Annotated in this window: 26 protein-coding genes; 7 read left to right on the top strand and 19 right to left on the bottom strand. The window is 68.8% G+C overall.

Annotated elements, in window-relative coordinates:
• From VF649_RS13195 to VF649_RS13160, 8 genes are all read right to left on the bottom strand, one after another.
• Window positions 1–660, bottom strand: a 660-nt coding sequence (locus tag VF649_RS13195) for a S41 family peptidase (RefSeq protein ID WP_331012419.1), incomplete at its 3' end; no start/stop codon positions are given.
• A 102-nt stretch (window positions 661–762) separates the two neighbouring features.
• On the bottom strand, window positions 763–1,971 hold the full coding sequence (locus tag VF649_RS13190) for a murein hydrolase activator EnvC family protein (RefSeq protein WP_331012418.1): 1,209 nt from the start codon (window positions 1,969–1,971) through the stop codon (window positions 763–765).
• Window positions 1,971–2,393, bottom strand: coding sequence for a 23S rRNA (pseudouridine(1915)-N(3))-methyltransferase RlmH (locus tag VF649_RS13185; RefSeq protein WP_331012420.1), 423 nt, complete (start codon window positions 2,391–2,393; stop codon window positions 1,971–1,973). Before VF649_RS13185 ends, VF649_RS13190 begins: the two co-directional genes overlap by 1 nt.
• Window positions 2,394–2,396: 3 nt before the next feature.
• Window positions 2,397–2,816: a ribosome silencing factor gene (gene rsfS / locus VF649_RS13180; RefSeq protein WP_331012417.1), complete on the bottom strand. Its 420-nt coding sequence runs from the start codon at window positions 2,814–2,816 to the stop codon at window positions 2,397–2,399.
• A gap of 8 nt (window positions 2,817–2,824) precedes the next feature.
• Window positions 2,825–3,472 (bottom strand): nicotinate-nucleotide adenylyltransferase, encoded by a 648-nt coding sequence (locus VF649_RS13175; RefSeq protein WP_331012416.1) that lies wholly within the window; start codon window positions 3,470–3,472, stop codon window positions 2,825–2,827.
• A complete protein-coding gene (locus tag VF649_RS13170; protein WP_331012415.1) occupies window positions 3,469–3,768 on the bottom strand; it encodes a type II toxin-antitoxin system RelE/ParE family toxin in 300 nt (99 codons plus the stop codon). The genes VF649_RS13175 and VF649_RS13170 overlap by 4 nt, the downstream gene beginning before the upstream one ends.
• The gene (locus VF649_RS13165) at window positions 3,756–4,019 is read right to left on the bottom strand and encodes a hypothetical protein (RefSeq protein WP_331012414.1); all 264 of its coding nucleotides are present in this window, start codon (window positions 4,017–4,019) and stop codon (window positions 3,756–3,758) included. Before VF649_RS13165 ends, VF649_RS13170 begins: the two co-directional genes overlap by 13 nt.
• A gap of 28 nt (window positions 4,020–4,047) precedes the next feature.
• Window positions 4,048–5,307 (bottom strand): glutamate-5-semialdehyde dehydrogenase, encoded by a 1,260-nt coding sequence (locus VF649_RS13160; RefSeq protein ID WP_331012413.1) that lies wholly within the window; start codon window positions 5,305–5,307, stop codon window positions 4,048–4,050.
• A gap of 103 nt (window positions 5,308–5,410) precedes the next feature.
• On the opposite strand from VF649_RS13160, the gene VF649_RS13155 reads away from it, so the two are divergent.
• A complete protein-coding gene (locus VF649_RS13155; protein ID WP_331012412.1) occupies window positions 5,411–6,550 on the top strand; it encodes a DUF3667 domain-containing protein in 1,140 nt (379 codons plus the stop codon).
• An 87-nt stretch (window positions 6,551–6,637) separates the two neighbouring features.
• Here VF649_RS13155 and ftsH read toward each other — a convergent pair whose 3' ends face one another.
• The 6 genes from ftsH to VF649_RS13125 all read right to left on the bottom strand — a co-directional run bounded on the left by ftsH (window position 6,638) and on the right by VF649_RS13125 (window position 14,484).
• Entirely contained in the window at window positions 6,638–8,587 is a 1,950-nt protein-coding gene (ftsH, locus tag VF649_RS13150; protein WP_331012411.1) for an ATP-dependent zinc metalloprotease FtsH, read from the bottom strand.
• A 64-nt stretch (window positions 8,588–8,651) separates the two neighbouring features.
• Entirely contained in the window at window positions 8,652–9,623 is a 972-nt protein-coding gene (gene tilS / locus VF649_RS13145) for a tRNA lysidine(34) synthetase TilS (protein WP_331012410.1), read from the bottom strand.
• Between the two features lie 75 nt (window positions 9,624–9,698).
• Window positions 9,699–10,595, bottom strand: a complete 897-nt coding sequence (locus VF649_RS13140) for a tetratricopeptide repeat protein (RefSeq protein WP_331012409.1) — start codon at window positions 10,593–10,595, stop codon at window positions 9,699–9,701.
• Window positions 10,596–10,664: 69 nt separating this feature from the next.
• Complete coding sequence (locus VF649_RS13135) at window positions 10,665–11,519, bottom strand: helix-turn-helix domain-containing protein (protein ID WP_331012408.1); 855 nt, start codon at window positions 11,517–11,519, stop codon at window positions 10,665–10,667.
• A gap of 99 nt (window positions 11,520–11,618) precedes the next feature.
• Window positions 11,619–13,895, bottom strand: coding sequence for a phosphoenolpyruvate--protein phosphotransferase (gene ptsP / locus VF649_RS13130; RefSeq protein ID WP_331012407.1), 2,277 nt, complete (start codon window positions 13,893–13,895; stop codon window positions 11,619–11,621).
• A gap of 100 nt (window positions 13,896–13,995) precedes the next feature.
• On the bottom strand, window positions 13,996–14,484 hold the full coding sequence (locus VF649_RS13125; protein ID WP_331012406.1) for an outer membrane protein assembly factor BamE: 489 nt from the start codon (window positions 14,482–14,484) through the stop codon (window positions 13,996–13,998).
• A gap of 132 nt (window positions 14,485–14,616) precedes the next feature.
• Between VF649_RS13125 and VF649_RS13120 the strand changes: the two genes are divergently transcribed.
• Together VF649_RS13120 and VF649_RS13115 are read left to right on the top strand one after the other, a co-directional pair.
• A complete protein-coding gene (locus tag VF649_RS13120) occupies window positions 14,617–15,138 on the top strand; it encodes a ubiquinol-cytochrome C chaperone family protein (RefSeq protein WP_331012405.1) in 522 nt (173 codons plus the stop codon).
• An 8-nt stretch (window positions 15,139–15,146) separates the two neighbouring features.
• The gene (locus VF649_RS13115) at window positions 15,147–15,671 is read left to right on the top strand and encodes a DUF177 domain-containing protein (protein WP_331012404.1); all 525 of its coding nucleotides are present in this window, start codon (window positions 15,147–15,149) and stop codon (window positions 15,669–15,671) included.
• Window positions 15,672–15,691: 20 nt separating this feature from the next.
• On the opposite strand, the gene VF649_RS13110 is transcribed toward VF649_RS13115, so the two are convergent.
• The 4 genes from VF649_RS13110 to VF649_RS13095 are packed head-to-tail and all read right to left on the bottom strand — an operon-like array spanning window position 15,692 to window position 19,713.
• Window positions 15,692–17,017 carry a cystathionine gamma-synthase family protein gene (locus VF649_RS13110; protein ID WP_331012403.1) on the bottom strand — a complete coding sequence of 442 codons (1,326 nt, stop codon included), beginning with the start codon at window positions 17,015–17,017 and terminating at the stop codon, window positions 15,692–15,694.
• Window positions 17,018–17,057: 40 nt separating this feature from the next.
• Window positions 17,058–17,828: a peptidoglycan editing factor PgeF gene (gene pgeF, locus VF649_RS13105; protein WP_331012402.1), complete on the bottom strand. Its 771-nt coding sequence runs from the start codon at window positions 17,826–17,828 to the stop codon at window positions 17,058–17,060.
• Window positions 17,825–18,823, bottom strand: coding sequence for a UDP-glucose 4-epimerase GalE (galE, locus tag VF649_RS13100; RefSeq protein WP_331012401.1), 999 nt, complete (start codon window positions 18,821–18,823; stop codon window positions 17,825–17,827). Before galE ends, pgeF begins: the two co-directional genes overlap by 4 nt.
• 38 nt (window positions 18,824–18,861) lie before the next feature.
• Window positions 18,862–19,713: an ABC transporter substrate-binding protein gene (locus VF649_RS13095; RefSeq protein ID WP_331012400.1), complete on the bottom strand. Its 852-nt coding sequence runs from the start codon at window positions 19,711–19,713 to the stop codon at window positions 18,862–18,864.
• A gap of 96 nt (window positions 19,714–19,809) precedes the next feature.
• On the opposite strand from VF649_RS13095, the gene VF649_RS13090 reads away from it, so the two are divergent.
• Both VF649_RS13090 and VF649_RS13085 read left to right on the top strand, forming a co-directional pair.
• Window positions 19,810–20,787, top strand: coding sequence for an iron ABC transporter permease (locus tag VF649_RS13090; RefSeq protein ID WP_331012399.1), 978 nt, complete (start codon window positions 19,810–19,812; stop codon window positions 20,785–20,787).
• On the top strand, window positions 20,781–21,554 hold the full coding sequence (locus tag VF649_RS13085) for an ABC transporter ATP-binding protein (RefSeq protein ID WP_331012398.1): 774 nt from the start codon (window positions 20,781–20,783) through the stop codon (window positions 21,552–21,554). Before VF649_RS13090 ends, VF649_RS13085 begins: the two co-directional genes overlap by 7 nt.
• A 21-nt stretch (window positions 21,555–21,575) precedes the next feature.
• On the opposite strand, the gene VF649_RS13080 is transcribed toward VF649_RS13085, so the two are convergent.
• Entirely contained in the window at window positions 21,576–22,700 is a 1,125-nt protein-coding gene (locus tag VF649_RS13080) for a zinc-dependent alcohol dehydrogenase family protein (protein WP_331012397.1), read from the bottom strand.
• A 73-nt stretch (window positions 22,701–22,773) separates the two neighbouring features.
• Here VF649_RS13080 and VF649_RS13075 point away from each other — a divergent pair, with 73 nt between their 5' ends.
• Window positions 22,774–23,220, top strand: coding sequence for a thioesterase family protein (locus VF649_RS13075; protein WP_331012396.1), 447 nt, complete (start codon window positions 22,774–22,776; stop codon window positions 23,218–23,220).
• A 45-nt stretch (window positions 23,221–23,265) separates the two neighbouring features.
• Window positions 23,266–24,040, top strand: a 775-nt coding sequence (locus VF649_RS13070; protein ID WP_331012395.1) for a YihY/virulence factor BrkB family protein, incomplete at its 3' end; no start/stop codon positions are given.

Below are 24,040 nucleotides of genomic sequence, written 5' to 3'. Positions count from 1 at the left end.
GAGGGCCTTGTCGATCGATACCAGCGCGGATTTCACCGCGTCCGACGTCTGTTTGTTGAAGGTGTTGATGTTGACCACGCCGACCTGGCCCTTCACCTCCCACTTCACGGGCTTGAGCTGGATGATCTCACGCGTCAGCGTCACGTCGAACGGCTTGTCGCGGCCGGGGCGGACGATGGTGAGGCGAACGGCGGTGCCGGGGCGACCGCGCATCTTGTCGACCGCCTCGTCCAGCGTGCCGCCGTAGATCAGCTTGCCATCGAGATGCGTGATATAGTCGCCGGACTTGATTCCGGCGCGGGCGGCGGGTGAATCCTCGGTCGGGGACTGCACCTTGACCGCGCCATCCTCCATGCCGACGGTCAGGCCGAGACCGCCATATTCGCCATCGGTCTGCGTCTTCATATTCTGGAAATCGCGCGCGTCGAGATAGGAGCTGTGCGGATCGAGGCTGGCGAGCATGCCGTCGATCGCGCCCTTGATCAGCGTCTTGTCATCGACCTTGTCGACATATTCCGCGCGAACGCGTTCGAACACGTTCATGAACTGGTCGAGTTCGCGATAGGTCTGAACATCGGTCGCCGCCATGCCGGCGGTGACGGCCGGGACCAGCGCGACGGCGCCGACGAGGAGAAGGGGACGCAACAGGGCCTTGGTCATAGGAGGACGAGACTTTCCATCAGGCGATGCGTGCAGGATACAAGGTAAGTGCCGATCGCGATAGTCGGCGATCGATGCTGAACGAAGGCTGGCCGACGGGGTTCAACCGCCCAGCAGCGGGGTAATATCGACCGGTCGGCCGTCGTGGCGCAACTCCAGCGTCACGATCGGCCGCGCGGCGGGGGTGGTGCCGAGCGGACTGCCGGCGTCGACCCGGTCCCCCACCGCCACCGTATCGCTGGCCAGCCCGGTCAGCAGCGTGGTCCAGCCGCCCCCATGATCGACGATGACGATCCGGCCATAGCCGCGGAACGGACCGGCAAAGGCGATCCGGCCGCCGGCGGGGGCAACGACCTGGGCCTGCGGCGCCGTCGACAGCGTCAGTCCGCGCGCGCGGACGCCGGCATCGGACACCTCCCCCAGCCCGGCCAGGACCCGGCCGACGACCGGCAGCCGGTAGCGGGGCGGGCGGATAGGGATTGCCGCGACCGTGGCGGGCGGCGGTGCCAGACCGGGCACGACCGGGCGCGGGATCGGTCCGGGCAGCGCCGCCAGCCGTTCACGCCGGCTGGCCTGCGCGTCGAGCCGATCCATCAGCGTGGCGATGTCGCGCGCCTGTTCACCCAAGGCCAGCGCCCGATCCTGTTCGAACATGGCGGCATCGGCCAGTTGTGCCGATCGCGCGCGGGCCGTCGCCTCCGCGCGGGTCAGCGCGACGCGTTCGGCGCGAAGCCGGTCGCGGCCGGCAAGCAGGGCGGCGGTGGCGCGATCCGCGGCACCCCGCAGGCGATCGGCGATCGCGAGTTCTCGGCGGACACCGACCGATCGGGCACGGATTTCCGGCAGGCCCGCAGCCAGCAGCGCGCGGACATGGATGATGTCGTCGATCGATCCGGGTTGCACCAGCGCCAGCGCGGCCGGGCGGCGGGCGAGCGTCTGGAGCGCGGCGGTCAGCCGGACGATCGGCGCCTGCACCACCGCCAGCCGGGCGCGGTGCCGCGCGCGGAGCAGATCGATCAGGCGCAGGCGTGCGCGGGCCGCCGCGATGTCCGCTTCCGCCGACTGGATCCGGGCGGCGGCGGCAACCTGCGCCCGGCGGGCCCGTGCCGCGGCATCGGTGGCCCGCGCGGCGGCCTGTTCATAACGGGCGGCGCGTTCGGCCGCCGTTGCGGCATCCCGTTGCGCATGGGACAGGGCGGCGCGCTGCTCCATCACGCTTTGGGCCGCGAGCGGCGCCGCGATCAGCGCGATCAGCGCAAATCCCAGGATGCGGCGTTCTACTTTCGGCTTGGGGGCCAGCGCCGATGTCATCACCCTTCGCGATGATAAGGGTGGTTGGCGAGGATCGATGTCGCACGGAACAGCTGTTCCGCCAGCATCGCACGCGCCAGCAGATGCGGCCAGGTCGCGCGGCCGAACGCGATCAGCTGATCCGCCTCGGCCCGCGCCGCATCGTCGAAACCATCGGCGGCACCGATCAGGAACCGGCATTCGCGGATGCCGTCATCCCGCCAGCGACCGATCAGCGTCGCAAAGGCCAGGGAGCCGATCTGATCGCCCGTCTCGTCGAGCATGACCAGCTTGGTCGCAGGCGCGCGCGGCGGCATGCGACCGCCGGTGTCGGGCAATTCGGTGACCCGGGTAGGCCCGGCGATCCGCTTCAGATAGCGGTCGACCAGCTCCGCTTCCGGCCCACGGCCGATGCGGCCGCGCGCGACGATGTGGAGGAGCAGGCGTCAGTCCTCGAACGGTTCATGCGTCGGACCGGCCACCGCCGGTGCCTCGCCGAACGCCCACATCCGTTCCAGATTGTAGAAGGACCGCACCTCCGGCCGGAACAGGTGAACGATGATGTCGCCGGCGTCCAGCAACACCCAGTCCGCGGTCGGCAGACCCTCGGTCCGGACGGGGCGGCCGGTTTCGGCCTTGATCCGTTCGGCCAGCTTTGCGGCCATCGACGCAACCTGGCGCGTGGAGCGGCCTGAGGTCACCACCATATAGTCGGCGATCGTCGATTTGCCGCTGAGCGGGATCGAGACGGTTTCGATCGCCTGGTCGTCCTCCAGCGAGGCGAGGATGATCCGGTGAAGCGCGTCGATCGACTCGTCCGGCGTACGGACGGGAACGGCGCTCTTCGGGGCGGGGGATGCGGGCAAGAAACCTCCTAGACGTGGTGACGAGGACCATCCCGCAGGCGACGCGTCACGGCATCGCGGGCAGGGCGTCCGATATGGGCAAGATGCCAGTTTGGGGCGGCCTGGCGGACCGCGGTCGCGGATCGGGGATCGGGGCGAAAGCGCAGCTGCACGAGCGCCGGTGGTCTCCAGTCCGTCCACCGTTCAGCATGGTCTGCGCGTCGGACGAAACGCCGCAGCCAACCCATCGCCGGACCGGCCTGGGCATCACCATCATATCCCGGACGGGCGATCACGGCAATGGGCAGCGCCCGCGCAATCCCACGCCAGTCCCGCCACCGCGCGAACTGGCCCAGATTGTCCGCACCCATCATCCAGATGAAGTGATGCTTTGGATAGCGGCGGATCAGCGCATGGACGCTGTCGACCGTATAGCGCGTGCCGAGATCCCGTTCGATCGCCGTGACGCGGATCGGCGCGCGCCGGGCCAGCGCCTGCGCCGATCGCAGCCGCGCACCGAGCGGCGCCATGCCGGCCGCGGACTTCAGCGGGTTGCCGGGCGAGACCAGCCACCACACCTCGTCCAGCCCGAGCGCCGCGATCGCGAACAGGCTGATCGCGCGGTGCCCGCCATGCGCCGGATTGAACGAGCCGCCGAGCAGGCCGATGCGTTTCAAGACGAGCGGACGGGCTTCACGCGATCCTGACGGTCATGACGGATGCGCAGGATGTCGATCAGATCGTCAGACGGAACGCGATAGAGAATTAGATAGGAGGTGTTCGCGACGCGAAGGCGGCGCGTGTCGATGTCATCCGGCGCTCCGGCAAAAGAATAGGCCATAAGGAACGTCGTGCGATCCTGAATCCGGGTCACGATATCGATGGCGATGTGCGGATCGGCATGTTCGGCCAGCCAGCCGTTGATGATATACAGGTCACGCCGGGATTGGGCGGTCCAGTTCAGCCGACGCATCGCGCGCGATGAGCAGTGATCATCGCTTCGATTTCAAGCACCATCTGCTTATGCGGAATCATCGGTTCGTTCTCGGCAGAATCGATACCCTCCTGAATGAACGCGCGCTCGGCGGCCTCGTCGAGAAGTCTTTCCAACGCATAGTACAGCAGCGATTCGTGGCTGCGATCCATCGATTTTGCCAGACGGTCAAGGTCGACCATCATCGCGTCGTCAACCTGCGTCCGGATATCGTTCATCTTGCCCATCACGCAAACCTATACCGCGGCCGCGCGCCCTTCAAGCGCGGACCTGGCCGGTGCCGCGGCCGAGCCATTTGTAGGTGGTGAGGCCTTCGAGCGCGACCGGGCCGCGGGCGTGGAGGCGGCCGGTGGCGATGCCGATTTCCGCGCCGAGCCCGAATTCGCCGCCGTCCGCGAACTGCGTCGAGGCATTGTGGAGGACGATGGCGGAGTCGACCTGTGCCAGGAAACGATCCGCGGCGGCCCGATCCTCGGTCAGGATCGCGTCGGTGTGGCCGGAGCCATGGGCGGCGATATGGGCGATTGCGGCGGTGGGGCCATCGACGATCGCGACCGCGGCGATCGCATCGAGATATTCGGTGTCCCAATCCTCGGCCGACGCCGGTGTGACGCGGGTATCGAGCGCCTGCGCCCGGCCGTCACCGCGCAGGGCGCAGCCGGCATCGAGCAACGCGGTGAGCAATGCCGGGGCGGCGGGGAAGCCGCTGTCGATCAGCAGCGTTTCCATCGCGCCGCAGACGCCGGTGCGCCGCAGCTTGGCATTGATGACGATCGCCCTTGCCATGGCGGGATCGGCGGCGGCATGGACATAGACATGGTTGTTGCCGTCCAGATGGGCGAGCACGGGCACGCGGGCATCCGCCTGAACCCGCGCCACCAGCGCCTTGCCACCGCGCGGGATCAGCACGTCGATCAGACCCGCGGCGGCCAGCATGGCGCCGACCGCGGCCCGATCGCGCGTGGCGACCAGTTGCACCGCATCGCACGGTAGATCGGCGGCAACCAGGCCGGCGACCAGCGCCTGGTGCAGCGCGGCGTTGCTGTCCGCCGCCTCCGATCCGCCGCGCAGGATGACGGCGTTGCCGGACATCAGGCAGAGCGCGCCGGCATCGACGGTGACGTTGGGGCGGCTTTCATACACGATCCCGATCACGCCCAGCGGCACGCGCACGCGGGTCAGGACGATGCCGTTGGCGGGCATGCGGCGATCCATCTCCTGACCGACCGGATCGGGCAGGTCCGCCACGGCGTCCAGCGCAGCGGCGATGCCGGACAGCCGGTCCTCGTCCAGCCGCAGCCGATCGAGCAGGGCAGGGGCGAGCCCGCTTTCCGTGGCGCGCGCCATATCGGCGGCGTTCGCGGCCAGGATCGGGATCGCGCGTGCCCGGATCCCGGCGGCGGCCGCGCGCAACGCCGCGGCCTTCTGAGCGGTCGGAGCGCGCGACAGGATCTGCGCGGCGGCGCGGGCCTTCCGGCCCATATCGGCGATCAGCGCGGTGGCTTCGGTGACGTCCATGCCGATCGCGCTAGCAGGTGGCGCATGGGTTGCGAACCCGTCTCGACGCCGTGGCGGCGATCGGGCATTTCTGCTCGGGGTGCGCGTTCGGGGGGCAGCGGGGATGATGGACGGGATCGACGATGTGGGCGCGGTGCTGACAGGCGGCGTGATCGCACGCGAACTGGACGGGCGAAGCGGCGGCGGAACCGCGCACGACGGGCATGCGGGGCAGCCCTGCCCGAATTGCGGCGCGGCCCTGACCGGTCGCCATTGCCAGCAATGTGGCCAGGCCGCGCATCTGCACCGTGACATGATGGGCTTCGCGCATGACGTGCTGCACGGCGTGTTCCATTTCGATGGCAAGTTCTGGACGACCTTGCCGTTGCTGGCGTTTCGGCCCGGGCACCTGACGCGGCGCTATATCGACGGAGAACGCACGAAGTTCGTGACGCCGATGGCGATGTTCCTGTTTTCGGTGTTCCTGATGTTCGCGATCGTTTCCAACATATCGGGGCTGGCCGGGCGGAGCGATCCCGCCGGCGACCTGTCATCCGGCCTGGGGAGCGGCATGAACGATGCCCGCCGCGAGATCGGCGCATCGCGTCGGACGATCGATACCGAGGTCGCGACGTTACAGGCCGACCGCGTGGTGGCGGTGCGGCAGCGCACGCCCACCGAGGCGATCGACCGGCGACTGGCCAGCCTGGCGGACGATCGCAAGGGGCTTGCCATTGCGGAGAAGTTCCTGCCGCGCGACGCGGAGGCGAGCCCGCGGGAGGTAGCCAGGGCGGAGGGCGGGCCGATGCCGACGATCGCGGACGTCGACGACTGGATCGGCCGCAAGGTGGCGCATGCCCGCGAAAACCCCAAGCTGATGTTCTACAAGATGAAGAGCGCGGGCTATAAATATAGCTGGGCCCTGATCCCGCTGTCGCTGCCGTTCCTCTGGCTGATGTTCGCGTGGAAGCGGCGGTTCGGGCTTTACGACCATGCGGTGTTCGCCACCTATTCGATTGCGTTCATGTCTCTGCTGGTGGTCGCGGCGACATTGCTGGCGGCGGCGTTCGGTGGGACCGGGCGCGCGATCGGCTGGATCGCGCTCGCCACCGTACCGCCGATCCACATGTATAAGCAGCTGCGCTACGGCTATGCGCTGCCGCGGTTCAGCGCGGGCTGGCGGACGCTGTGCCTGCTGGCGGTCGTGACGGTGACGTCCAGCCTGTTCTTCCTGTTGCTGCTGTATCTGGGCGTGGCGGACTGAACGTCCGCCGGCATGTCGACACACAAACAGGCCCGGCGAAGCATCGCCGGGCCTGTCGTCCTGGTCCCGATATCCTGTGCGCGGCGATCAGGCGCCCTGCGGGGCCGCGCCGCCGAAGCCACCGGGGCGCTTGCTCTTCGGGATCGAGGAGCCGCCCATGCCGATCGGCAGCGCCCGCCGCTTGGCCGGATCGTCGCGTTCGATCGTCTCGCCAGCCAGCACGCGCTTGATCTCGTCGCCGCTCAGCGTTTCATATTCCAGCAACGCATGGGCAAGCCCGTGGAGCTGGTCGACATGATCGCTGAGCAGTTGCTTGGCGCGGTTATAGGCGCCTTCGACGATCGCCTTGATCTCGGTATCGATCAGTTGCGCGGTCTGGTTCGACATGCGGATCGGCTGGCTGGAGGAATAGCCGAGGAACGTTTCACCCTGCGGTTCCGCATATTGCAGCGGCCCCAGTGCATCCGACATGCCCCAGCGGGTCACCATGTCGCGCGCCAGGCCGGACGCATATTCGATGTCCGACGAGGCTCCAGACGACACCTTGTCATAGCCGAAGATCACTTCTTCCGCGACGCGGCCGCCCATCGAGACGGACAGGTTCGCGTACATCTTGTCACGGTGATAGCTGTAGCTGTCGCGTTCCGGCAGGCGCATGACCATGCCGAGCGCACGCCCGCGCGGGATGATCGTCGCCTTGTGGATCGGATCCGACGCCGGTTCGTGGAGCGCAACGACGGCGTGGCCGGCCTCATGATAGGCGGTCATCCGCTTCTCGTCCTCGGTCATCACCATGGAACGGCGTTCCGCGCCCATCATGACCTTGTCCTTCGCGGCTTCGAATTCGCTCATCGCGACCAGGCGCTTGCCGATGCGCGCCGCGAACAGCGCGGCCTCGTTCACCAGATTGGCCAGATCGGCGCCGGAGAAGCCGGGCGTGCCGCGCGCGATGACCCGCGGATCGACGTCGGGCGCCAGCGGCACCTTCTTCATGTGCACGGCCAGGATCTTTTCGCGCCCGTCGATGTCGGGGCGGGGCACGACGACCTGGCGGTCAAAGCGGCCCGGCCGCAACAGCGCAGGATCGAGCACGTCGGGCCGGTTCGTGGCGGCGATGATGATGATGCCTTCGTTCGCCTCGAACCCGTCCATTTCGACCAGCAGCTGGTTGAGCGTCTGTTCGCGTTCGTCATTGCCATTGCCGAGCCCTGCGCCGCGATGACGACCGACCGCGTCGATTTCATCGATGAACACGATGCAGGGCGCGTTCTTCTTGGCCTGTTCGAACATGTCGCGCACGCGGCTGGCGCCGACGCCGACGAACATTTCGACGAAGTCCGATCCGGAAATGGTGAAGAAGGGGACGCCGGCCTCACCAGCAATCGCGCGGGCGAGCAGGGTCTTGCCGGTGCCGGGCGATCCGACCAGCAGTGCACCCTTGGGGATCTTGCCGCCCAACCGCGCGAACTTGCTGGGATCCTTCAGGAAATCGACGATCTCCTGCAATTCCTCGCGCGCTTCGTCGATGCCGGCGACATCGTTGAACGTCACCTTGCCCTGGCGTTCGGACAGCAATTTGGCCTTGGACTTGCCGAAGCCCATCGCGCCCGAACCGGCATTCTTCTGCATCTGCCGCATCACGAAGAAGGCGATGCCAAGGATCAGCAGGAATGGCAGCGACTGGTAGATCAGGATCATCCAGATGCTGGCCTGTTCCTCCGGCTTGGCCCGGAACACGACATTCTTGTTCTGGAGCCGCTGGACCAGCGTGGGATCGTCCGGGGCATAGGTCCGGAATGCCGTCCCGTTGGTGGTGGTGCCGCTGATCTGCTTGTCGGCGATTTCGACCGAACGAACCGTGCCTTCATCGACGCGACCCAGAAACTCCGAATAGGCAATATTCTCGCCCGGCGGGGTCCGCGACACGCCGTCGAACACGGATACGAACAGGACCAGCGCGAGCAGGATGCCCGCCCAGATGCCCACGCTCTTCATCCAGGGATTGCCCTGCGGCTGCGGTTCCTTGTCGTCGTTCATGCCCACTCCGATCTATGCGACCAAGATAGGCACGGACGCGTTAATGGCAATGGAACAGCGATGATCAATGGGTGTTGCGGGTTGGACGACGCGGGGGGGCGGGGCGGAACATCCAGCCACACGGTTCGACGCGGGCGACGGTGGCGCCCAAGGTGGCGGCATTCCCCGATTTCAGGCGTTCAATCAACCGCTTAAGTGAGGGCCCGGACGGGTTGGCCGTGATATCCCGCGCGTGCAGGCACCGCAGCACGAGCCGACGAAGCAGTTCCTCGGGCAACCCGGTCGGGTCGAGAAACAGTGTCTCGGCATCAATATGATGGATTCGCGCCTCCGATTCCTTGGCCGTCGTCCATTCCAGCGCGGTTTCGGCCTCCGCCAGATGGCGCGCGCTGGCCGCGAGTCGCGCTGGATCGAGTGCGGGCGTCCGGCCCAGAAAAGTACGTGTCCATGTTCGATCGTGGCGGGGGTCATGGTTCGCGGGATCATCGACCGGGGTCAGCCCCTGTCCGGCGACGAATGCCGCAAGATCGGCCTTGGCGACGTCCAGCAGCGGACGGGCGAGCGTGACCGGTGACTCCGCCTGCAACGGCCGGCGTTCGCGCACGCCGGCAAGACCCGACAGACCGGCACCGCGCGCAAGCCGCATCAGCAGAGTTTCGGCCTGATCGTCGCGGTGGTGCGCGGTCAGCAGCAGCGGGATCGCCTGTTCCCGGCACCAGGTGTCGAGCAAGCCGTAGCGATACGCGCGGGCCTGCGCCTGGAGGCCGATGCCGGGGGCGGGAGACCAGGTGGCGCGCAGGGTATGATGAGGAATGCCGCGATCCGCGCAGAGGCGCGCCACCGTGGCGGCTTCCGCCGCGCTGTCGGGGCGAAGGCCGTGGTCGACCGTGGCGGCATGAACGTCGCCGGGCCGCACGGCCTGGGCAAGCAGCAGCAGCGCCAGGCTGTCAGGCCCGCCTGACACCGCGACGGCGAATGGGGTGAGGGCGGGATGGCCGGCGAGGTGATCCCGCAATGCGGTGATGGCGTCCGGCATGGGTCGCAACCTTTGAAGTGCCAGGTCCTGGCCGTATCCCGGAAGGCTCCTGGAAAATCGGGACGTTATCCTTACCTAAGCTCCCGCTGTCTTGCACTTCGCGTCGGTGCGGGCCTTGGCGACGCGGTCCTTCAGCGCCTGGTTGATGGTGCCACCATATTCGCGGAGCAGTGCGTCATAGGCTTCGCAGGCCTTGGGCAGATTGGGCTTGTCGAGCTTTGTCAGCGCCTGCCCCAGATAATAGAGGCTGTCCGGCGCCCGTTCGCCGCGGGGATTCTTGGTATAGTTGGCATGGAAAGCAACCGCGGCCGCCGCGGGCTTTCCGTCGTCCAGATAGGTGCGGCCGAGCAGGTTTTGCGCGTAGCTGGCGCGGCGCGACTGCGGATATTTCGCGACGAATGCCTTCAATGCGGTTTCGGCATCGGCATAATTCTTCTGCTCCCACAGGCGGTAGCCGGCCAGATAGGCCGCCTCCGCACTGTCGCCGTCCGACCCCGCGGCCGCCGGTGCGGGGGAGGGTGCAGGCGGTGCGGCGGTTTCGCCCGGGTCGGCGTCCGCCGCCGGGGCGGGGGCCGGCAGCGCAGCGGGCGCGGCGCCGGCACCGCCGCGCTCCAGCGTATCCAGCCGCGTCCCGGTTTCGGTGCGCAGGCGTGTCAGCTGTTCCTCCAGTTGGCGCAGGCGGAAGCCATTTTGTTCGACCTGACCGGTCATCCGCGCCAGTTCCTGTTCCATCGAGGACACGCGGGCAGTGAGATCCGTGATCGGGGCGGAGGCGTTGCCGGCCTGGACCGGTGCGGCGGGGGCGGTGATTTCGGGTTCGACATAGCCCGCGCCGCCGGGGAAAACCTTGCGCTGCACCGCACGCATCTCCTTTTCCAGGCGATCGACGCGGGCGGTGACCGGCGCGCTGGTCTGCGCGACGACAGGGGTGGCGACGGTCGCCAGCAGCGAGAGGATCAGCGGAATTCGCATCGGATAAGCTCTTCCAGGCAAGGGTGCGCCAAGGGACGACGCCATAGCGCGCGGTAGCTGTCGCGGAGCTTAAGCACCCGGCCCGGCGACGGGCGCGCTGCTGTTCTGCGGGACCAGCGGGGTGATCGGTTGCGGCGCGGGATCGGCCGCAGCCGGGACGTTCCGCAGCGCGTCGGCCTTCAGCGACTGATCGACCAGCAGGCGTTCGGGACGGCCGACCGGGCCGACCGGCGTATCGCCGATCTTGATCGCCAGCGCCTGTGGCCGGCCGGTGCGCAGGCGCGGATCGACCGCGGCGGCGGGCACTTCGAACGTCTGGCCGATCGCCATTTCGCGTTCGAACAGCTTCGGTCCGTTCTTTTCATAGATGCTGACCCACACCGGCGCGATCGCGGTGACACTGACCAGCCCGGTTGCGGCGGGTGGCGGCGGCTGGGCGGCGGCGGTCTGCGCCGGCGTGGTGGACGCGGGCGGCGCGTCGGACGCGGTTGCGGCCACGCGCGCGCCGTCATTTTCCCGGTTGCGCCAGACGGCATAGCCGGCCGCGATCACCAGCGCGACGCAGAGCGCGATGATGGCGAGCCAGCGCGGCGGCACGCGGGCCGGATCGGCGGGTTCATAGGGTTCGGGCGCGACATAGCGCGTCGACGGCGCGGCGTTGATGCGCGCGCGATATTCGATCGCCGCAGCTTCCGGATCGAGCCCGACCTGCCGCGCGAAGCTGCGCACGAAGCCAAGCGTATAGGGGATGGCGGGCAGACCTTCGGTTCCATCCGCCTCGATCGTGGCGAGATGGCGCGTGGGAATGCGCGTGGCGGCCGCGATATCCTCCAGCGACAGACCCGCCGCCAGCCGTGCGGCGGCCAGACGTTCGCCGATCGGCGCGGCGACGCCGTCTGTCCTGCCCGTTACGCCATCTTCCATGTAGACTCCCGCAGCCCCCGTTTCGCCCACGCGATCCGCGCAATACCCGGCACCTTGTCACCGTATCATGCGGCTCAAGTCAAATGATCGTCGCTCGGTTCAACCGATCGCAACATCATTCCGTAGCGCCCAATCGCGGATCACGCCGCGCAGGTCCGCCGATGGCGCGTTCAACCACCCCGCCATTTCGGCGCGCAGCGCGCCGGCATCAAGCGTGCGGATCATCGCCTTGACCGGGCCGATCGCCGCGGGCGTGATCGACAGCCGTTCGATGCCCAGCCCGATCAGCGCCATCGCTTCCAGCGTGCGGCCACCCATTTCACCGCAGACCGCGATCGGCACGGACGCCGTATCGCATTCGCGCGTCACGCGGCGCAGGAAGCGCAGAATGGCGGGGCAAAGCCAATCATAGCGTTCCGCGAGCTTCGGATTTGCGCGGTCGGCCGCAAACAGGAACTGGGTCAGGTCGTTCGTCCCGACCGACAGGAAGTCGAGCCGGGGCAACAGCATGTCGAGCACTTCGGCCAGCGCCGGCACCTCCAGCATGGTGCCGTAGCGGATCTGCGTCGGAAAGGGACGGCCGCGCGACTGGACCCAGGCACGCTGCTTTTCGAACAGCGTGTGGGCCGCATCGAACTCCCACGGTTCCGAGATCATCGGGAACATGACGTTGAGCGTGCGGCCGGCCGCGGCCTCGATCAGCGCGCGGGCCTGCACCTTCATCAGGCCTTCGCGTTCCAGCGCCAGCCGGATGGCGCGCCAGCCCATCGCCGGATTCTCCTCGTCCCCGGCATTGTGGTTCATATAGGGCAGCGCCTTGTCACCCCCGATATCGACCGTGCGGAAGATGACGGGGCGATCCCCGGCCCGGTCCAGCACGTCGCGGTAGAGCCGCTGCTGCCGTTCCCGCTGCGGCAGGGTGGCGGATACGAGAAACTGGAACTCCGTGCGGAACAGGCCGATGCCGTCGGCGCCGGTGACGTCAAGAGCGGCGACATCGTCGGCAAGGCCCGCATTGACCATCAGCGCGATCCGGCGGCCATCGGTGGTGATGGCGGGCAGGTCGCGCATCGCCGCAAATTCGGCGCGGCGTTTCTGCGTGACGACCAGCCGGCCTTCGAACGCCTCCTCCATCGCGGGGGTCGGGCGGACCAGCACCTCCCCCTCCTGCGCGTCGAGCAGCAGTTCGTCGCCTTCGGAAATGGTGGTGCGGATGTCGGCGACACGGCCGAGCACGGGCACCCCCATCGCCCGGGCGACGATGATGACATGCGCCGTCAGCGAACCTTCGTCGAGGATCACGCCCTTCAGCCGGCGGCGATCATATTCCAGCAGTTCCGCCGGCCCGAGATTGCGCGCGACCAGAATCGAGTCGCGGCGCAGACCCATCTGCGCGGCCGTGCCCAGTTGCCCGGATACGATGCGGAGCAGGCGGTTGGACAGATCCTCCAGATCGTGCATCCGGTCCGCCAGCAACGGATCGCTGATCGATCGCATGCGGGTGCGGGTGCGTTGCTGCACCCGCTCGATCGCTGCCTCCGCGGTCAGGCCGCTGTCGATCGCCTCGTTGATCCGGCGGCTCCAGCCTTCGTCATAGGCGAACATCCGATAGGTATCGAGCACGTCCTGATGCTCGCCCGCCACGCCGAATTCGGCCTGGCCCATCATGCGGTCAATCTGTTCGCGCATCTGGCGGAACGCGGAATAGACGCGGTGGCGCTCGGCTTCGGTATCCTCCGCGATGCTGTGTTCGATCACGACGCGCGGCTGGTGGAACACGGCATGGCCGCGGCCCATGCCGGCGACCAGTTTCAGGCCGGTCAAGCGCATCGGACCGATCTGCCGCGCGTCGCGGCCCGCGGTCGCGGCCTCGTCGATCAGGCCGGCGCCGGCGATCAGTTCGGCCAGCACCATCGCGACCGTCTGCAACGCCTCGATTTCGACATCGTCGTAGCGGCGCGACGCCTCATGCTGCACGCACAGCACGCCCACCGCGCGTTCGCGGCGGACGATCGGGACGCCGGCGAAGCTGTGATACAGGTCCTCGCCGGTTTCCGGCTTATAGGCGAAATCGGGATGGCTGGTCGCTTCGTCCAGGTTAAGCGTCTCGCAATGATCGGCGATCGTGCCGACCAGTCCTTCGCCCAGCGACAGCTTCGTGACGTGGACCGCATCCTGGTTCAGCCCGCGCGTGGCGTAGAGTTCGAGCGATCCGTCGCGCAGCAGGTAGATCGAGCAGACCTCGCTTGTCAGCGCTTCGCCGATGATGTTGACGACCTGGTTGAGCTTTGCCTGCGCATTGGTGCGCGCGGCCATCACGTCATGCAGCCGGGTCAGGATTTCGCGGGCGGCAGAGGTGGCGGCGGTCGGCGTCATGCCGCGGTGCTAACAGAGAATAGCCGCCGGGACAGCGATGATTTTATATAATCAGGGTCAGCGTCCCACTCCCCCGGCCAGGCGGAGGGGAGCGGCCGGATCAGTTGCCGGTCGGGTTGTCCGCGGTGGTCGCCGCCTGGCCCGATGCGCCGACGCGGCCGATATTGCCGAACAGTTCGCTGAAGAAACTGGTGTGGCGGCCGAGCGTGGGGGTCTTGTCGCCATTGGGCGAGATCGACGCGATCGTTTCCTTGCCCGTGCGGGTGGCGGAAACGACGTTGCCGGCACCGTCGAAACGGACGGCAAGCAGCATCTGATCGACGGGCTTGGGCTTGCCGAACGCCAGCTGGTTGGTGTTGCGCGACAGATAATACCATACGCTGTCGTCGAACTGCCCCACGAAGCTGGGGCGGCCGAGCGTGCGTTCGACCGAGGCGCGATTGTCGACGCCGGGCGCGATCGTGGCGATCAGCGCGTTGTCGGGAACATAGCCCTTGTGATCGCGGATCCGGGCGCAGCCGGAGGTCAGCACCAGTGCCGCCAGCGCCACGGCCGAAACCGTGCGGAGCCGGTGGATGAATGCCGTCATAAAAAACTCTCCCGGAGGATGGGCGAACCCTATACGCGAAGCTGCGGACGCGATTGCATCCGCCGGCCGACGCCTCAATATGGCCGGGAGCCCCCGGCCGCAAGCGACCGATCCCAATTGAAGGTGCCAACAGTGTCTTTCCTGAAGAGCTTTTTCAAGTCCCGCAATTTCGGGGCCGATGCCGACGCGCTCTATGCCGCGATCGTCGCGGCCGCGCGCCGGCCGGGCTGGTACCTGGACGGGCGGGTGCCGGATACGATGGACGGGCGGTTCGACATGGTGGCGGCGGTGACGGCCATCGCCCTGATCCGGCTGGAACGCGATCCCGAACACGGCAACGCCGCCGCGACCCGACTGACCGAGGCGTTCGTCGACGACATGGACGGACAGTTGCGCGAAGCCGGGGTCGGCGACGTCGTGGTCGGCAAGCATATCGGCAAGATGGTATCGGCGCTGGGTGGGCGGCTGACCGCGTATCGCACCGCCCTGGCGGCGGAGGACGGGGCATTGGAAACGGCGCTGGTCCGCAACCTGTACCGCGGCGTGGACCCGGGACCTGCGGCGGTGGCCTATGTCGCCGGCGGGTTGCGGCGGGTAGAGGCGGGCATGGCATGCCGGTCGGTCGTGGAGCTGATGGGCGGGCACATCGCATGAGCGCGGCGGTGGAGTTTTCGCGACCGGTGCGAATCGATACGATCGGCGAGATGGGGCGGCAGGAGGCGATCGCCGCGGAAGCGGGGGAGCGGGCCGCGCTGGCGACCCGGTTCGACCTGGTGGCGATCGACCGGCTGGAGGCATCGGCCAGCTGCATCCGCAAGGGTACGGAGGTGTTCGTGTCGGGCGAGCTGTCCGCCGCGGTGGTGCAGGCCTGCGCCGCGACGGGCGTGGAGTTGCCGGTGACGGTCCTGCAGCCGTTTTCGCTGAAATTCGTACCCGCGCTGACGGTCGACGGCGATGAGGTCGAGCTGGATGCCGCCGACCTGGACGTGGTGCCCTACGATGGCGCGGCGGTCGACCTGGGCGAGGCGGTGGCGGAAACGCTGGCGCTGGCGCTCGACCCGTTTCCCCGCAGCCCGGATGCCGACGCGGTGCTGCGCGCGGCGGGCGTGAAGGCGGAGGACGCGGTCGTCGAGGAGCCGAACGCCTTTGCCGGGCTGGCCGCGCTGAAAACCAAGCTGGGCGGGTGATCGGACCCGCCCGCCGGCGATCAGACCGCGCGCAGTGCCCGGTCGCAATCGGCGATCAGGTCGTCCGCATTTTCCACGCCGATCGAGATGCGGACCAGATTGTCCGTGATCCCCAGCGCCTGCTTGCGCGCATCGGGCACCGACAGGTGGGTCATGGCGGCGGGGTGGCTGGCCAGGGTTTCGGTACCGCCCAGGCTGACCGCCAGCTTCGCGATGCGGAGCGCGTCCAGGAAGCGAAAGCTTTCCGCCTCGCCCCCGCGCAGGAACAGCGAAAAGGTCGAGCCGGCACCGGTGCAGTGGCGGCGGTAGATATCGGCCTGGCGACCGCCGGGATCGAGGAAGCCCAGATAACCGACATGTTCCACCTTCGGATGGTCGCGCAGGAAGGCGCAGACCCGCGCCGCATTTTCGCCCGCGCGGGTCATCCGCAGTTCCAGCGTTTCCAGCGACCGCAGCAGCATCCAGGCGGTGTTGGGATCTGTGATGGTGCCGATGGTGTTGCGGATCGTGCGGATCAGATCGATCTGCGCTTTTGACCCGACCGCGGCGCCGGCGACCAGATCGGAATGGCCGCCCGCATATTTGGTGAGCGAATAAAGCACGATATCCGCCCCCTGCCGCAACGGTTTCTGCCAGAGCGGGCCGAGGAAGGTGTTGTCGATGACGACCGGCGGCTTTGCCTCCAGATCCGCGAAGACGGTGTCGCGCGCGGCGACCACCGCCTCCACATCGACCAGCGCGTTGGTCGGATTGGCGGGACTTTCGAGATAGACGAGCGCGACCCGGCCGGCGGCCTGCGCGCGGGCGAGGACGGCGTCGATGTCGGCGCGGGTCGCGCCCGCCGGAAAATCGAGCCATTGCACGCCGAGCCGGCCGAGGATCTTGCCGATCAGCGTTTCGGTGGCGGCATAGAGCGGCGCGGAATGGACGATCACATCGCCGGGGCGGACATGCGCCAGCAGCACGGTCGCGATCGCCGCCATGCCGGACGAGAAGGTCAGCGCATCCTCCGCATCGTCCCAGATGCCGAGCCGGTCCTCCAGGATTTCCTGGTTGGGACCGTTGAAGCGGGAATAGACCAGTCCTTCCGCCCCGCCGGGCCGCTTGCCGGTCACGCCCTCGAAATGGCGCTTGCCCGCCGCCGCCGATTCGAAGACGAAGGTGGATGTCAGAAAGATCGGCGGTTTCAGCGATCCTTCCGACAGCATCGGATCATAGCCATGCCCCATCATCAGCGTGGACGGGCTGAGCCGGTGGCCATCGATGTCGAGCGGCTGCTGCTTCGGCCGGCGGCGCGGGGTGGCGCCGGTGAGATCGGCTTCGGTGGGAACGGTATCGTCGGACATGGCAGCCTCACGCAGGGACGGGGAATGGCGGTGTGATCGTTCAGGGCGCCGGGGCACCGATCAGGCTGATCTGGCGGCCATAGCCGGGTTCGCCGGCATGCGTGGCGCGACGAAAGCTGAAGAAACGCAGCGGATCGGCATAGGTGTCGCGCCCGAGCGCCTCGATCCGGGTGATACCGTGCTGCCCGAGCCGGTGGACGACATAGGCCTCGATATCGAACTGGTGATGGAGCGGACGCCGGCCTTCGCGGAAAAAGCGTTCATTCTCCGGATCGTCCGCCTCGAACCGCAGGCGAAATCCGTCGTCGACCTCATAGGAGGCGCGACCGATGCAGGGGCCGATTGCGGCGACGATGCCGCCGCGGTCCGCGCCGAGCCGTTCCATCGCGGCGATCGTGGCGTCGGTGACGCCGGTCAGCGCGCCTTTCCACCCGGCATGTGCGGCGCCGACGATGCCGCGATACGCATCCGCGAACAGCACCGGCACGCAATCCGCGGTCAGGATGCCGAGCAGCAGATCGGGGCGGTCGGTGACCAGCGCGTCGGCGCGCGGACGGGCGTCGTCGGCGATCGCATGCGTCACCGTCACGGCATCGGCGGAATGGACCTGGTGCAGCGTGATCAGGGTACGATCGGGCGCGACGGCCACGACCGCGCGGCGGCGGTTCTCGGCAATGGCGGCGGGATCGTCATCGGAACCGAGGCCGACATTCAGGCTGGCGTGAAGGCCGGTGGAGACGCCGCCCTGCCGCCCCAGGAAACCGTGCGGCACCGTGCCGAGCGCCGCGGCGCGGAGGACCGCGACGGTCATGCCCCCTGCCGCACGCTGCCTTCCCAGGCGAGCGCGTGACGGACGATCAGGTCGAGATCGTCATGGCGCGGGCGCCAGGGCAGGCGGGCGAGGATCGCGCTGTTGTCCGCGATCAGCGTGGCGGGATCGCCGGCGCGGCGCGGTTCCATCCGCCGGTCGAGCGTGACGCCCGCGACGCGGTCCACGGCGTCCAGCACCTGCAACACCGAAAAACCGCGCCCATAGCCGCAGTTGAGCGTCAGATTTTCGCCCGGTGATGCCTCCAGCGCCTGCAACGCGTGGAGATGCGCGTCGGCCAGGTCGGTGACATGGATATAGTCGCGGACGCCGGTGCCGTCGGGCGTGTCGAAATCGCTGCCGAAGACCGAGACGGCGGGCCGCTTGCCCAGCGCGGCTTCGGACGCGATCTTGATGAGGTGGGTGGCGCCGGCGGTCGACTGGCCGGCGCGGCCCTGCGGATCGGCGCCGGCGACGTTGAAATAGCGCAGCGCGCAATAGCTGATCGGATGCGCGGCGGCGACATCGGCCAGCATCAGTTCCGACATCAGTTTCGACATGCCGTACGGGTTGATCGGGCGTTTCGGATCGCCTTCCTGCACCGGCACGCGTTCCGGCGTGCCATAGGTGGCGGCGGTGGAGGAGAAGAGGAAATGCTTCACCCCGCCGTTGACCGCGCTTTCGATCAGGCTGCGCGTCGCGGCGGTGTTGTTGCGATAATATTTGAGCGGATCGGCGACCGATTCAGGCACCACGACCGATCCGGCGAAATGCAGGATCGCGGCGACCCGGTGATCGGCGATGACGCGCGCGACCAGTTCGGCATCCGACACATCGCCTTCGACGAACGCAGCGCGCGGATCGACCGCATGGGCGAAGCCGGTGACGAGATTGTCGAGCACCACCACCCTGCGGCCCGCATCCAGCAGCGCCAGCACCGCATGGCTGCCGATATAGCCGGCGCCGCCGGTGACGAGGACGGATGGGGTATCGGTCATGCGGTGCGGCTCCTGAAATCTGGCATGCGGCGATGCGTTTACTGCGAACGTGCCCTGGTGGGAATGCGATCGGCGGCCAGGAGTTGCGCGGCGATGTTCGCGACGGCGCGCGGATAGGCCGGTGTGGCGCAAGCGATCAGCGCGCCGGGAATGTGGAGGCGCCGGCGCGGCGGCACCGCGCGCAGCACGGCGGGATGGGTGAGCAGTTCGGTGCCCTGGTCGCGGACCGGTCCGGCCTCGGCAAACAGGAAGTCGGGCGGGTTCGCGACCAGTTCCTCCAGCGACAGCCGCGACAGCGCCGGGCGACCCAGTCGGGTGGCGAGATTGGCCAGCCCCGCGCGGCGCAGCAGATCGTCGACCAGCGTGCCCGCGCCGGTCAGGAAACCGCGGCGTTGCCAATAGGCGGCGGTGCGGCCATGCCCCCGCGCCGGGCCGAGCGCGTCCAGCTGCGCATCCATGCGCGCAATCAGCGCGGTGCCGCGATCGGGATGACCGACCAGCGCGGCGACGGTGGCGATATTGGCGCGGATGCCGGCATAATCCTGCGCATCGGGCACGTCGGCGATCGCGACGCCGCGACCCCGCAGCAATTCGGCGATCGCCGCGCGGCGCCACGGACTGGTGATGACCAGATCGGGACGAAGCGCGAGCAGTTCCTCCGCGGTCCCGCGGCTGACGGGATAGTGCGCGGCGCGCGCGGCTTCGGCCGAAATCTCCGGATCGCGGGCGAACCGGGTCAGCGCGGCGATCTGCCCGCGATCGGCCAGCGGGATCAGGAAATGGTCGGCGCACAGGTTGAGCGAGACGATCCGACGCGGGCGATGCGGGGCCGGCGCGGCGGCGATCAGCAGCACCGCGATCAGCATCAGGGGATGGCGCGGGCCGAACATGCCGCTATCGATGGCGGCGGACGCCGGCGGTGACAAGGCCGGGCGCCGGATTTCAGGACACGCATGTCGACAAGACCACTTATCCCGGTTCGTCCGATGCTGTTGATCGCGGGGCTGGGCGGTGCGGCGCTGGTGCTGGCGTTGCTGTCCCTGGCTATGGGGCCGGTGGCGCTGGGCCTGCCGCGCGTGCTGGCCGCCGTGCTGGGGCGCGGCGATGCGGTGGCGGCGACGATCGTCATCGACCTGCGCCTGCCGCGGACCTTGCTGGCGCTGGGCGTCGGGGCGATGCTGGCGCTGAGCGGGGCGGTGTTGCAGGGTTATCTGCGCAATCCGCTGGCCGAACCATCGGTGCTGGGCACGTCGAACGCCGCCGCGCTGGGGGCGGTGGTCGCGCTGTACTACGGTGTCGATTTCGCGGGCGTGGCCAGCCTGCCGCTGCTGTCGATCCTGGGCGGGGTGGTCGGATTGCTGCCGCTGATCCTGCTGTCGTGCAAGGCGGCGGGGCCGCTGGCGCTGATCCTGGCCGGGGTGGCGGTGGCGACGCTGGCGGGGGCGGGGATCAGCCTGGCCCTGAACTTCGCACCCAACCCGTTCGCCGCGGTCGAGATCATGAACTGGCTGATGGGGTCGCTGGAGGATCGGTCGTTCCGTCATGTCCTGATTGCGGCGCCATGCCTGCTGATCGGGGCGGTCCTGTTGCTGTGGGACGGGCGCGCCCTAGACGCGCTGTCGCTGGGTGAGGATGCCGCACGGACGCTGGGCATCGAATTGGGCGCGGCGCGCGTGCGGATGCTGGCGGGGGTGGCGATCGGGGTGGGCGGCGCGGTCGCGGTTTCGGGCGCGATCGGCTTCGTCGGGCTGATCGTGCCGCATCTGGTGCGGCCGCTGACCGACCGCGCACCGTCGTCGGCGCTGCTGCCGTCGATGCTGGGCGGGGCGGTGCTGCTGACCGCGGCCGACATGCTGGTGCGGGCGATCCCGACCGAGCAGGAATTGCGGCTGGGCGTGGTGACGGCGTTGCTGGGCGTGCCGGTGTTCCTGCACCATCTGTTGAAGGCGCGACGGTTATGGTGACGATCGGGATCGAGCGGCTGGCGGTGCAGCTGGGCGGGCGGCGGGTGCTGATCGACATCGACGCAATGCTGCCGCCGGGGCAGCTGGTGGGGGTGATCGGGCCCAACGGCGCCGGCAAATCCACGCTGGCGCGCGCGGTGCTGGGCCTGGTGCCGGCCGCGGCGGGGGCGGTGCGGATCGACGGACGCGATGTCGCGGCGATGCCGGCGGCGGCGCGGGCGCGGACGATCGCCTATTTGCCGCAGGGGCAGGTTCTGGAATGGCCCTTGTCGGTCGCGCGGCTGGTGGCGCTGGGGCGCTTGCCGCGGCTGGGGCCGCTGTCCCGGATCGGGGCTGCGGACCGTGTGGCCGTCGACCGGGCGATGGCGCGCGCCGATGTGCTGGCGTTGCAGGACCGGACCGCGACGGAATTGTCGGGGGGCGAGCGCGCGCGCGCGTTGCTGGCGCGCGCGCTGGCGGTGGAGGCGCCGGTGCTGGTGGCGGACGAGCCGCTGACCGCGCTGGATCCCGGGCATCAGCTGCAGGTGATGACCCTGCTGGCGGGGCTGGCGCGGGAGGGGATGACGGTGGTGGTGGTGCTGCATGATCTGGCGATGGCGCAGCGCTTCTGCGACCGGCTGCTGTTGCTGGACGCGGGGCGGCTGGCGGCGGACGGCCGGCCGGAGGCGGTGCTGACGCCGGAGCGGCTGGCGGCGGTCTACGGCGTCGCGGCGTGGGTCGGCGACGTGGCGGGGCAGCGGATGGTGGTGCCGGTCGGGCGGGTTTGAAGCGCGCCGATCCCGGATCGATCAGAACCGGATGATCTGGCGGATGGCATGGCCGTCGGCCAGCCGGTCGAAGGCCTCGTTGATCCGGTCGAGCGGCACCGTGTGCGAGCGCAGCCGATCGACCGGCAACCGGCCGGCGCGGTAGAGCGCGATGTAGCGGGGGATGTCGCGCGCGGGGACGCAGGTGCCGATATAGCTGCCCTTCAGCGTGCGTTCTTCGGCGACGAGCCCGACGATGTCGATCGGCAGCGCGGTGCCGGCGGGCGGCAGGCCGGCGGTGACGGTGGTGCCGCCGCGGCGCGTCATGCCCCAGGCGCTGGTGAGCGCCGCCGCCGATCCCGCCATTTCCAGCGCGACGTCCACGCCGCCGCCGGTCAGCGCGCGGACCTGCGCCACCGCATCCGAATCGCGCGCGTCGATGGTGGCGGTGGCACCGAGATCGCGGGCGACGGCCAGTTTTTCGGGCGACAGGTCCACCGCGATCGCCTGCGCCGCGCCGGCCGCCAGCGTGCCGAGCAGCGCCGCGAGCCCGACCCCGCCGAGCCCGATCACGGCGGCGGTCTGCCCCGCGCGCAGGCCCGCGGTGTTGACGACCGCGCCGACGCCGGTGAGCACCGCGCAGCCGAACAGCGCGGCGATATCCAGCGGCAGGTCGGCGTCGATCTTCACCAGCGAGCGCCGCGAGACGATCGCGTGATCGGCAAAGGCGGAGCAGCCGAGATGATGGTGGACCTCGCCCGCCGCGTCCTGGAGCCGGATCGCGCCCGACAGCAGGGTGCCGTCGCCATTGGCGCGCGCGCCGGGTTCGCACAGCGCGGGCCGCCCCTCCGCACAGGGGACGCAGTGACCGCAACTGGGCATGAAGACCAGGACAACCGGATCGCCGGGTTCCAGATCGTCGACGCCGGGGCCGACCGCGACCACCGTGCCTGCCGCTTCATGACCCAGCGCCATCGGCAGCGGGCGCGGGCGGGCGCCGTCGATGACCGAAAGGTCGGAATGGCACAGGCCGGCGGCGGCGATGCGGACCAGCACCTCGTCCCGCCCGGGCGCGTCGAGCGTCAGCGTCTCGATCGTCAGCGGGCGGCTGTCCGCGAACGGGCGGGTGGCGGTGCGGTTGCGCAGGACGGCGGCGCGGATTTCCATGGGTCGGGCCTTTTGCGGTGATTGCATGGGCTATGGCGCGGGATATCGTGGTGGTGCAACCGGAGCCTGCCGCATGACCGATCCCCGACCAGCCCCCGAACCGCGCGGCGCCTATCGTCGTTCCGTGTCGATCGACACGCGTTGGGGCGACAATGACGTCTACGGCCACGTCAACAACGTCGTCTATTATGCCTGGATCGACAGCGCGGTGAACCGGCTGCTGATCGAGGGCGGCGTCCTGGACATACGCGGCGGCGACCGGATCGGGCTGGTGGTGGACAGTGCGTGCCGGTTTCTGGCGCCGGTCGCGTTCCCGGACCGGATCGATGCGGGCATCCGCGTCGGCCATATCGGCCGGTCGAGCGTGCGATATGAAATCGGCCTGTTCCGCGAGGGGGCGGCCGTGCCGGTGGCGGAAGCCCGGTTCGTGCATGTCTATGTCGACCGGGTGACCCGGCGGCCGGTGGTGATCGATCCGCCGCTGGCCGCGTTCCTCCGGAGTTTACAGGTGGGAACGTAAGCGCGACGAGGCCGGTTTGAGGCGGGATCGAACAAGGGAATCGTCATGACCGCAGCCCCGCCCCGCGACCGCGACCCCCGCGGCCGGACCGCCACTTCGCCCTTGGCCATGCCCGCCCGCGGCTGGAAGGACGTGCTGGTCCGCACCTATCAGGAAACGGGCCGCGACAATATCGGGCTGATCGCCGCCGGCGTCGCTTTCTACGCGTTTCTGGCGATCGTGCCGCTGCTGGGTGCCGTGGTGTTGAGCTATGGCCTGATCGCCGATCCGGCGACGGTGCTGCACGACATCCGCGCGCTGACCGCGGTCATGCCGGCCGATGCCGCCCGGCTGGTGGGGGAGCAATTGCTGAACGTGGTCGCCACGTCGGGCGGCAAGAAGGGGTTCGGGCTGGCGCTCGCGCTGGGGCTTGCGCTTTATGGTGCGATGAAGGCGGCCAGCGCGATCATCACCGCGCTCGACATCGCGTATGAACAGGAGGAGACGCGTGGGTTCGTGCGGCTGAATGCGCTGGCGCTGGCGATCACGGTGGGGGCGGTGGTGACCGCGATCCTGGCGATGGTGGCCATCGCGGCGCTGGGGCACCTGGAAAGCGTGCTGCCCGACCTGCCGGCGCCGGTGCTGTTGATCGGCAAGCTGCTGTCCTATCTGGTGATGGCGGCGGTCGGCGCGGCGGCGGCGGCCAGCCTGTATCGCTATGGCCCGGATCGCGACCAGGCTCAGTGGGCTTGGCTGACACCGGGATCGCTGCTGACGACCGTGCTGTGGCTGGCGCTGACGCTGGGCTTCGGGATCTATGTCGCCAATTTCGGCAATTACG

It is taken from the genome of Sphingomonas sp. (genome assembly GCF_036387535.1).
Classification (GTDB): domain Bacteria; phylum Pseudomonadota; class Alphaproteobacteria; order Sphingomonadales; family Sphingomonadaceae; genus Sphingomonas_R.
The sequence above is the reverse complement of the archived record's forward strand: the minus strand, read 5'-3'. Positions and strand labels throughout refer to the sequence as shown.

Coding starts and splice junctions, on each gene's coding strand:
- VF649_RS13190 (WP_331012418.1), bottom strand. CDS start 1,971: ATGACATCGGCGCTGGCCCCCAAGCCGAAAGTAGAACGCCGCATCCTG.
- VF649_RS13170 (WP_331012415.1), bottom strand. CDS start 3,768: ATGCGTCGGCTGAACTGGACCGCCCAATCCCGGCGTGACCTGTATATC.
- VF649_RS13160 (WP_331012413.1), bottom strand. CDS start 5,307: ATGGACGTCACCGAAGCCACCGCGCTGATCGCCGATATGGGCCGGAAG.
- VF649_RS13155 (WP_331012412.1), top strand. CDS start 5,411: ATGATGGACGGGATCGACGATGTGGGCGCGGTGCTGACAGGCGGCGTG.
- ftsH (WP_331012411.1), bottom strand. CDS start 8,587: ATGAACGACGACAAGGAACCGCAGCCGCAGGGCAATCCCTGGATGAAG.
- tilS (WP_331012410.1), bottom strand. CDS start 9,623: ATGCCGGACGCCATCACCGCATTGCGGGATCACCTCGCCGGCCATCCC.
- VF649_RS13140 (WP_331012409.1), bottom strand. CDS start 10,595: ATGCGAATTCCGCTGATCCTCTCGCTGCTGGCGACCGTCGCCACCCCT.
- VF649_RS13135 (WP_331012408.1), bottom strand. CDS start 11,519: ATGGAAGATGGCGTAACGGGCAGGACAGACGGCGTCGCCGCGCCGATC.
- ptsP (WP_331012407.1), bottom strand. CDS start 13,895: ATGACGCCGACCGCCGCCACCTCTGCCGCCCGCGAAATCCTGACCCGG.
- VF649_RS13125 (WP_331012406.1), bottom strand. CDS start 14,484: ATGACGGCATTCATCCACCGGCTCCGCACGGTTTCGGCCGTGGCGCTG.
- VF649_RS13110 (WP_331012403.1), bottom strand. CDS start 17,017: ATGTCCGACGATACCGTTCCCACCGAAGCCGATCTCACCGGCGCCACC.
- pgeF (WP_331012402.1), bottom strand. CDS start 17,828: ATGACCGTCGCGGTCCTCCGCGCCGCGGCGCTCGGCACGGTGCCGCAC.
- galE (WP_331012401.1), bottom strand. CDS start 18,823: ATGACCGATACCCCATCCGTCCTCGTCACCGGCGGCGCCGGCTATATC.
- VF649_RS13095 (WP_331012400.1), bottom strand. CDS start 19,713: ATGTTCGGCCCGCGCCATCCCCTGATGCTGATCGCGGTGCTGCTGATC.
- VF649_RS13090 (WP_331012399.1), top strand. CDS start 19,810: ATGCTGTTGATCGCGGGGCTGGGCGGTGCGGCGCTGGTGCTGGCGTTG.
- VF649_RS13085 (WP_331012398.1), top strand. CDS start 20,781: ATGGTGACGATCGGGATCGAGCGGCTGGCGGTGCAGCTGGGCGGGCGG.
- VF649_RS13080 (WP_331012397.1), bottom strand. CDS start 22,700: ATGGAAATCCGCGCCGCCGTCCTGCGCAACCGCACCGCCACCCGCCCG.
- VF649_RS13075 (WP_331012396.1), top strand. CDS start 22,774: ATGACCGATCCCCGACCAGCCCCCGAACCGCGCGGCGCCTATCGTCGT.